The 8326-nt window shown below is 73.9% G+C and carries 7 protein-coding genes; 6 read left to right on the top strand and 1 reads right to left on the bottom strand.

What is annotated here, in order from left to right:
- The first annotated feature begins 294 nt into the window (after positions 1-294).
- The 5 genes from IE330_RS28325 to IE330_RS28305 all read left to right on the top strand — a co-directional run bounded on the left by IE330_RS28325 (position 295) and on the right by IE330_RS28305 (position 5962).
- On the top strand, positions 295-1191 hold the full coding sequence (locus IE330_RS28325) for a hypothetical protein (protein WP_190138987.1): 897 nt from the start codon (positions 295-297) through the stop codon (positions 1189-1191).
- A complete protein-coding gene (locus IE330_RS28320) occupies positions 1188-2504 on the top strand; it encodes an ATP-binding protein (protein ID WP_190138986.1) in 1317 nt (438 codons plus the stop codon). Before IE330_RS28325 ends, IE330_RS28320 begins: the two co-directional genes overlap by 4 nt.
- A 190-nt stretch (positions 2505-2694) precedes the next feature.
- Complete coding sequence (locus IE330_RS28315; protein WP_190138985.1) at positions 2695-3066, top strand: SH3 domain-containing protein; 372 nt, start codon at positions 2695-2697, stop codon at positions 3064-3066.
- 62 nt (positions 3067-3128) lie between these two features.
- Positions 3129-4490 (top strand): FtsW/RodA/SpoVE family cell cycle protein, encoded by a 1362-nt coding sequence (locus tag IE330_RS28310; protein ID WP_229925991.1) that lies wholly within the window; start codon positions 3129-3131, stop codon positions 4488-4490.
- Entirely contained in the window at positions 4487-5962 is a 1476-nt protein-coding gene (locus IE330_RS28305; RefSeq protein WP_190138984.1) for a penicillin-binding transpeptidase domain-containing protein, read from the top strand. Before IE330_RS28310 ends, IE330_RS28305 begins: the two co-directional genes overlap by 4 nt.
- Before the next feature lie 54 nt (positions 5963-6016).
- On the opposite strand, the gene IE330_RS28300 is transcribed toward IE330_RS28305, so the two are convergent.
- Positions 6017-7123, bottom strand: coding sequence for a ferritin-like domain-containing protein (locus IE330_RS28300; protein ID WP_190138983.1), 1107 nt, complete (start codon positions 7121-7123; stop codon positions 6017-6019).
- Positions 7124-7347: 224 nt separating this feature from the next.
- On the opposite strand from IE330_RS28300, the gene IE330_RS28295 reads away from it, so the two are divergent.
- Positions 7348-8286, top strand: coding sequence for an AurF N-oxygenase family protein (locus tag IE330_RS28295; protein ID WP_190138982.1), 939 nt, complete (start codon positions 7348-7350; stop codon positions 8284-8286).
- Positions 8287-8326 lie beyond the last annotated feature (40 nt).

Raw genomic sequence — 8326 nt, 5'->3', positions numbered from 1 at the left:
GGGCTCGGCTTCGCGGTGCGCCGCCACGGCCGTACCGGGGGCTGAGCGCCGGACCGGGCGCGCCCGCGGGCGCCGGCGGGCAGGTCCGTGGCGGTCGCGGGGCGGCAAGGATGACTTTCCACCCCATAAGGTGTACGGGGCGACCGACCGGCCCGAGCCGCACCCGCTGACCTGCGGCGGCCCGGTGCGGGAGGTCACCGCACCGACCACGCCACCACCGCCGTCACCACCACCGCCGTCACCGTCACCACCACCGCCGTCACCACCACCACCGCCGCCCCGCGGCAAGCAGGAGTGCAGTTGAACCGCAGCCGCAGGCCGCGCGCGTCCGGACCCCGCGGGCGCCGCGCGCTCGCCACGGGTGTCTTCGCGCTGGCCGCGTCCGCGCTCGCCGCGGGCTGCGGGGACCCGGGCGACCTGCGGAGCGCGGGCGCCACGCCGACGGCCGTGGGGCCCACCCGGCTGTGGCCGGACCTGCCGCCCGCCTCCTCGCCGGTCGGCGACTACGGCAACGCGGACACCGAGCAGGTCGACGGCGTCAAGGTGCCCGGCGGCGACCTGCACAAGGTGGACCCCGTCGACATCGTGAAGGCGCAGGCGGCCGCGCACCCCGACGACTACACCGGCCCCTCCGCGCTCTACAAGGAGACCGCCGACGCCCTGCGCGACTGCGGCAGGAAGGGCAAGGAGTGCCCGGTCCTCAAGGCGTACTACCGCGACTTCACCGGTGACGGGAAGGACGACGTGGTCGTCGGCATCCGGATGCCCGATGAGCAGCTCGCCATCCGCGTGTACGCGATGGAGAAGGGGCACCTGACGCAGATCATGGGCACCTCCGACGCGGTGCTCGGCGTGGAGCTCGCCGGGCGCGACCTGGTGCTGCGCGCGGTGTCCGACATCCCGGGCTACGAGTACCGCACGGCCTGGTCCTGGGACCGGCACCAGCGCGCGATGCTGCCGACGCGCGACGAGTTCCTGCGCTCCTCGGACGCGCCGCGGCCGGAGGGCGCCCGCAGCCCGGCACCGGTGCCGGAGCTCACCGAGGACCCCGGCCGGGAGGACCCCGCGCCCGGGCCGAGCGCGGGCGAACGGCCGGGCCCCGGCGACCCGGACGGCTTCGACGGCCCGGACGGCCCCGACGGCTCCAGCGCCCCGGCCGGCTCCGGCGACTCCTCCGGCGCGGGCTCATGACCGGCGACCGCGCCCGCCGCCGCCCCCGCCTGCCGCTGCGCCCGCCCGCCTGGACCGCCACGCTCCGCTGGAAGGCCGCGGTGTTCATCGCGGGCATGTGCTGCGCGCTCGCGGCGCTGCTCGGCGTCCTCGTGCACGTCGCGGTGACCAACCAGACCGTGGGCCAGGCCCGCGACCGCGCCCTGTCCCGGCTCGACGACGCCACCGAGCAGTACGAGGCGGGCGGGCGGCTCGGGCCGGGCGCGGGCATCGACCCGCCGGACCTGCCGCGCCGGCTGCGCGAGCTCGCCGTGGGCGGGGAGCGCGGCACGATGGTCGGCGACCACGACAGGACGCCCACGGTGTGGGCGGCGGGGCCCGCGGACGGCGGCCGGGCCATCGCCGTGCAGGTCGACTACGCGCAGGGCGCCCGTACCATCGACGGCCTGGACCGGGCGATCCTCGGCTCGTCGGTGCTCGCGATCGGGGCGACGCTGCTGGTCGGGTCGTTCGCGGTGACGCGGGTGACGCGGCGGCTGCACCTGACGGCGCGGGTGGCGCGGCGGATCAGCGCGGGTGACCTGGACGCGCGGGTGAACGACCCGCGCACCCGTGACCCCGACCGCCACCAGGACGAGGTGGCCACGGTCTCCGGCGCCCTGGACACGATGGCCTCCTCCCTCCAGGGCAAGCTCCTGAGCGAGCAGCGGTTCACCGCGGACGTGGCGCACGAGCTGCGCACCCCGCTGACCGGGCTGCACGCGGCGGCCGAACTGCTGCCGCCGGGCCGCCCCACCGAGCTGGTCCGGGACCGGGTGGCCGCGCTGCGCACGCTCACCGAGGACCTCCTGGAGATCTCCCGCCTCGACGCGCGCAACGAACGCGTGGACCTGGACGCGGTGCGGCTCGTTCCCCTGGCGGAGCGCGTGGTGCGGGTGTCGGGCGCCGCCGTGGACCTCGTCGTCGTACGCGACCTGGTGGTGGACACCGACGGGCGGCGCCTGGAGCGGGTGCTCGGCAACCTCGTCGCGAACGCGCTCAAGCACGGCGCCCCGCCGGTGGTCCTGACCGTGGACGGGCCGGTGATCACCGTACGGGACCACGGGCCGGGGTTCCCGGACTACCTGGTGGAGCACGGGCCCCAGCGGTTCCGCACGGAGGGCACGAGCAAGGGGCACGGCCTCGGTCTGACCATCGCGCTGGGCCAGGCGCAGGTGGTGGGCGCCGTGCTGACGTTCACCAACGCGGCCGACGGCCCCGGCGCGGTGGCGACGCTGATCCTGCCCGACGGCGAGACGGCCCACGGCGGCGACCCGGGCGAGGGCCACTCCTGACGCCACCGCACCGGTCACCGGGCCGCGCCCCTCACCGCCCGGCACCGCCGATCGCCTGACGCCACCACCTGTCCGTACGTGACCTTTTGCGGACGCCTCCTGTCGCTTTTAGCGTGAATCGCGGCTTATGGAACAACCGTGCCGAACAGCCGTGTCCCACGTTCGCTTCCCCCGCAACAGGAGGCCTCGCATGACCCTGCACCCCCGCCCCCGCTCCCGCTCCCTCGCCACCCGCCTCGCCGTCGCGGCCGCGAGCGGCGCCGTCGCCGTCACCACGCTGGCCGCCGCCCCCGTGCTCGCGTCCGACGGCGGCAACGAGCATCCACGCGCCTACAAGGGCAAGGTCACCGCCAAGTCCGGGCTGCTCCTGCGCGACCGGCCCCTGCGGGGCAGCCGCGTCGTCCGGCACGAGCCGTACGGCAAGGTCGTGCACATCCACTGCAAGACCCGCGGCGGCGACGTGCACGGCAACAACCACTGGTACCTCCTCACGGACGGCACCTGGGCCTGGGGGTCGGCGCACTACATCACCACCGTCGGGAAGGTGCCGCACTGGTGCTGAGCCGTCGGCGCACAGGCGGGGCATAACCGGACATCACGCCCGGAGCTTGCTACGTTCCGGTCATGGAGGTCCGCGTCCCGCGGCGCCGGGGCACCGAACTCGCCCTGACCGTCGCCGCCGTCCTGCTCCCGGTCTACGGCTACTGCGACGTGGGCCTGGCCAGGAACGGCTCGGTCCCGCCCGGCGCCGCCGGCTACGGCGCCGGGCTGGGGCTTCTCGCGCTCCTCGCCCACCTGGCGGTGCGGCTGCGGGCCCCGTACGCCGATCCGCTGCTGCTCCCGATCGCCGTGCTGCTCAACGGCCTCGGGCTCGTCCTCATCTACCGGCTCGACCTGGAGACGCCCGGCGACCGGGCCGCGCCGACCCAGCTCGTCTGGTCCACCATCGGCGTCGGGCTGTGCGTGGCGGTCGTGGTGGCGCTGCGCGACCACCGGCTGCTGCGGCGGTACGCGTACCTGTCGGTCGTCGCGGCCCTCGTCCTGATGATCGTGCCGATCTTCTTCCCGGCGGTGAACGGCGCCCGCATCTGGATCCGGGCCGGCGGGCTGTCCATCCAGCCGGGCGAGTTCGCGAAGATCCTGCTCGCGGTGTTCTTCGCCAGCTACCTCGCGGCCAACCGGGCCGCGCTCACCACCACCGGGCGCACCCTGTGGCGGTTCGTCCAGCTCCCCACCGGGCGGGTGCTCGGGCCGGTCGTCACGATCTGGCTGCTGAGCGTCGGCGTCCTGGTCCTGGAGCGCGACCTCGGCACCTCCCTGCTCTTCTTCGGACTCTTCGTGATCCTGCTGTACGTCGCCACGGGCCGGGCCGGCTGGATCGCGGTCGGGCTGCTGCTCGCCGCGGCGGGCGCCTACGCCGTGGGCTCGCTGGAGCCGCACGTGCACGGCCGGGTGCAGGACTGGCTGCACCCCTTCGCGTCCATCGAGGCGGGCCGGGGGCCGAACCAGCTCGCCCAGTCGCTCTTCGCGTTCGCGGCGGGCGGGGTGCTCGGCACCGGCCTCGGGCACGGCGACTCCATCCTCATCGGCTTCGCCGCGAAGTCGGACTTCATCCTGGCGACGGCGGGCGAGGAGCTGGGGCTCACCGGACTCACCGCGATCTTCCTGCTCTACGCGCTGCTCGTGGAGCGCGGCTACCGCACCGGGCTCGTGCTGCGCGACCCCTTCGGGCAACTGCTCGCGATCGGGCTCGCCTCGATCGTGGCGCTCCAGGTGTTCGTCATCGCGGGCGGCGTGACCGGGCTCATCCCGCTGACCGGCATGGCGATGCCGTTCCTCGCCCAGGGCGGCTCGTCCGTGGTGACCAACTGGATCATCGTGGCGCTGCTCATCCGGCTCAGCGACTCGGCCCGCTCGCAGCCGCCCGCCGGGGAGTGCGCCGGGCAGGACGCCGGGCCGCCGCGGCCCGGGGAGCGTGCCGCGTGAGCCGGTACATCCGGCACGCCGCGGCCTTCTGCGCGCTGCTGCTGGTGGCCCTGCTGGTGAACGCCACCCGCGTGCAGGTCCTGGACGCCGAGACCTACGACGACAACCCCGCCAACCGCCGCCGGGCCATCGAGCGCTTCCACCAGCCGCGCGGCGACATCCTGGTGGAGGGCCGCCCGGTCACCGGCTCGAAGGACACCGGCGAACAGCTCCGCTACGAGCGGACGTACCGCGACGGCCCGCTGTACGCGCCGGTGACGGGCTTCTCCTCGCAGGTGTACGGCACCACGTTCCTGGAGCACGCCGAGGACGCGCTGCTCTCCGGCACCGACCCGATGCTCGCGCCGCTGCCGCTCTGGCACGACCTCACCCGCACGCGGAGCCCCGGTGGCGACGTCGCCACCACCGTCAGGGCGGCCGTGCAGCGGGCCGCCCACGCCGGGCTCGGCGGCAGGAAGGGCGCCGTCGCCGCGCTCGAACCGGGCACCGGCAGGATCCTGGCCCTGGTGTCCAGCCCCTCGTACGACCCCGGGCGGCTGGCCGGGACGGGCGCCGGGGTGACCAGGGCCTGGGAGCGGCTGAACGCCGACCCCGGCAGGCCGATGCTGAACCGCGCGCTGCGGCAGACGTATCCGCCGGGCTCGACGTTCAAGGTGGTCACGGCGGCGGCCGCGCTCGACGCGGGCCTGGTGACCGACCTGGACGCGCCGACGGACTCGCCCGACCCGTACACGCTGCCCGGCACCGCGACGCGCCTGTCGAACGAGGTCTCCGGCTGCGAGGACGCGAGCCTGCGGTACGCCTTCCAGTGGTCGTGCAACACCGTCTTCGCCAAGCTGGGGGCCGACGCGGGCCTGGGCACGATGGCCGCGGCGGCCAGGAGGTTCGGCTTCAACACGCCGGGGCTCACGGTGCCGTCGGCCGTCGCCACCAGCACCTTCGCCACCTCGGTGGACCGGGCGCAGCTCGCGCTCTCGGCCATCGGGCAGTACGACACGCGGGCCACGCCGCTCCAGATGGCGATGGTCGCGGCGGCCGTCGCAGGCGGCGGCTACGTCAAGGCGCCCCGCCTGGTGGACCGGACGACCACCGGGTCGGGCGACGCGGTGGGCGCGACGGCGGCGCGGACGCTGCGCCAGGCGATGGGCCCGCGGACGGCGGCGCGGCTGCGGGAGCTGATGACGGACGTCGTCGAGGAGGGCACGGGCGGCAACGCGGCGATCCCCGGGGTGACGGTCGGCGGCAAGACCGGCACCGCGCAGCACGGGTTCGGCAACGCGGGCACGCCGTACGCGTGGTTCGTCTCGTGGGCGCAGCGGCCGCGCGAGCTGGAGGCGGCCGTGGCGGTGGCCGTGGTGGTGGAGGACGCGGCCGCCGACCGCGCGGACATCAGCGGCGGCGGCAGCGCGGCGCCGATCGCCCGCGAGGTCATGCGGGCCGCCCTGGCCACGCCCAGCCGGTCCGGCGACTAGGGACGCGGCCGCAGGCCCGTACGGGGCCCGACGCGGGGGCCCCGGGCGCAGGCGTCAGTCGGCGCGTCCGGCGGCGACGGCCTCCTCCACCTCCGCCACGCGCAGCCGCTCCTCCGCGGCGAAGCGCTCCGCGTCCAGCTTCTCGGCGATCTCCTCGTCCTGGGCCATCAGCGCGTCGAGGCTGGAGTCGCCCATCTCCAGGACGCCCATGTCGACGTAGGCCCGCTGGAGGCGCTCGCCCCACAGGCCGATGTCCTTGACGCAGGGCACGATGCGGCTGAACAGGAGCTTGCGGAAGAGCTGGAGGTACTCGGAGCGCTCGCTGCACTCCTCGGCCTCCTGCTTCGGGATGCCGAAGTTCTCCAGGACCTCGACGCCGCGCAGCCGGTCGCGCATCAGGTAGCAGCCCTCGATGACGAACTCCTCGCGCTCGCGCAGCTCGGCGTCGGTGAGCTGCCGGTAGTAGTCGCGCAGGGCCATCCGCCCGAAGGCCACGTGCCGGGCCTCGTCCTGCATGACGTAGGCGAGGATCTGCTGCGGCAGGGGCTTGTCCGTGGTGTCGCGGATCATGCCGAAGGCGGCGAGGGCGAGGCCTTCGATGAGGACCTGCATGCCCAAGTAGGGCATGTCCCAGCGGGAGTCGCGCAGGGTGTCGCCGAGCAGCGCCTGGAGGTTGTCGTTGACGGGGTAGAGCATGCCGATCTTCTCGTGCAGGAAGCGGCCGTAGATCTCGGCGTGCCGGGCCTCGTCCATGGTCTGGGTGGCGGAGTAGAACTTCGCGTCCAGGTCGGGCGCGGACTCCACGATGCGGGCGGCGCACACCATCGCGCCCTGCTCGCCGTGCAGGAACTGGCTGAACTGCCAGGAGGCGTAGTGCTTGCGCAGCTCACCGCGCTCACGCGGGGACATCCGGTCCCAGTGCCGGGTGCCGTACAGGGTCATGGCCTCGTCGGGGGTGCCGAGCGGGTCGAGGGGGTCCACCTCCAGGTCCCAGTCGATGCGCTTGGCACCGTCCCACTGCTTGTCCTTGCCCTTCTGGTAGAGGTTCAAGAGGCGTTCGCGGCCCTGGTCGTACTCCCAACTGAAGCGGGCCGCCCCGGTGGCGGGCACCTGCCAGGTGAGGTCCTGCTGAGCCTTGGCGTACAGATCGCGTGTGGACACGGACGGCTCCTCACGGCTCTCGGCGGCCCGTGGTCGTCGCAACCGCCGCGGAAAGGTGAACAGTTGGCAGGCTCACACGGTGGTAGACGGGCGGTCAACAAGTTGCGCGTGGGGGATTGACGGCCTTGCTGACAAGCAGTCTCATAAGACGTGACCGCCGGTAACCCGCCGGGGGCGGCGGCACCCGACAGCACACGACAGCATCCGAGGAGCAGGAGTACGTCATGACCACCGTGACCGAGGACGGCGAACTCACGGGTCTGCGGGACGCCCTGGGCCTGCTCAAGGACCGCGAACAGGTGGCCCTGCGGCTCCTCGAGTCCTCCGCCAGGCACTCCTTCGACCCGGACACCGAGCTCGACTGGGACGCCCCCGTCGAGGACGGCAAGTGGTTCTGGCCGCCGGAGCTCGTCTCCCTCTACGACACCCCGCTGTGGAAGCGGATGTCCGAGGAGCAGCGCTTCGACCTGGCCCGGCACGAGGCGGCGTCGCTCGCCTCGCTCGGCATATGGTTCGAGATCATATTGATGCAGCTCCTGGTCCGGCACATCTACGACAAGTCCGTGACCAGCGCGCACGTGCGGTACGCGCTCACGGAGATCGCCGACGAGTGCCGCCACTCGATGATGTTCGCCCGCATGATCCAGAAGGGCGGCGCGCCCACGTACCCGGTGACGCGCCTCAACCACAACCTGGCCCGCGTCCTCAAGACCGTCTCCACCACGCCCGGTTCGTTCGCGTGCACGCTGCTCGGCGAGGAGATCCTCGACTGGATGCAGCGCCTGACCTTCCCCGACGAGCGGGTGCAGCCGCTGGTGCGCGGCGTCACCCGCATCCACGTCGTGGAGGAGGCCCGGCACGTGCGGTACGCGCGCGAGGAGCTGCGCCGCCAGATGGTGACCGCCCCGCGCTGGGAGCGCGAGCTGACCCGGATCAGCTCCGGCGAGGCGGCCCGCGTCTTCTCCGTGGCCTTCGTCAACCCGCGGGTCTACTCCGACGTGGGCCTCGACCGCCGCGAGGCGCTCGCCCAGGTCAGGGCGAGCGGCCACCGCCGCGAGGTCATGCAGAGCGGCGCCAAGCGCCTGACCGACTTCCTCGACGACATCGGGGTGCTGCGCGGCGTGGGCCGCAGGCTGTGGAAGTCCTCCGGACTGCTGGCGTAGCACCGGTCCCGGCCCCTTTGGGCGACGGCACGGTTACGCT

Source organism: Streptomyces longispororuber, assembly GCF_014656095.1.
Classification (GTDB): Bacteria; Actinomycetota; Actinomycetes; order Streptomycetales; family Streptomycetaceae; genus Streptomyces; species Streptomyces longispororuber.
This window is presented reverse-complemented; position numbering and strand designations above follow the sequence as displayed.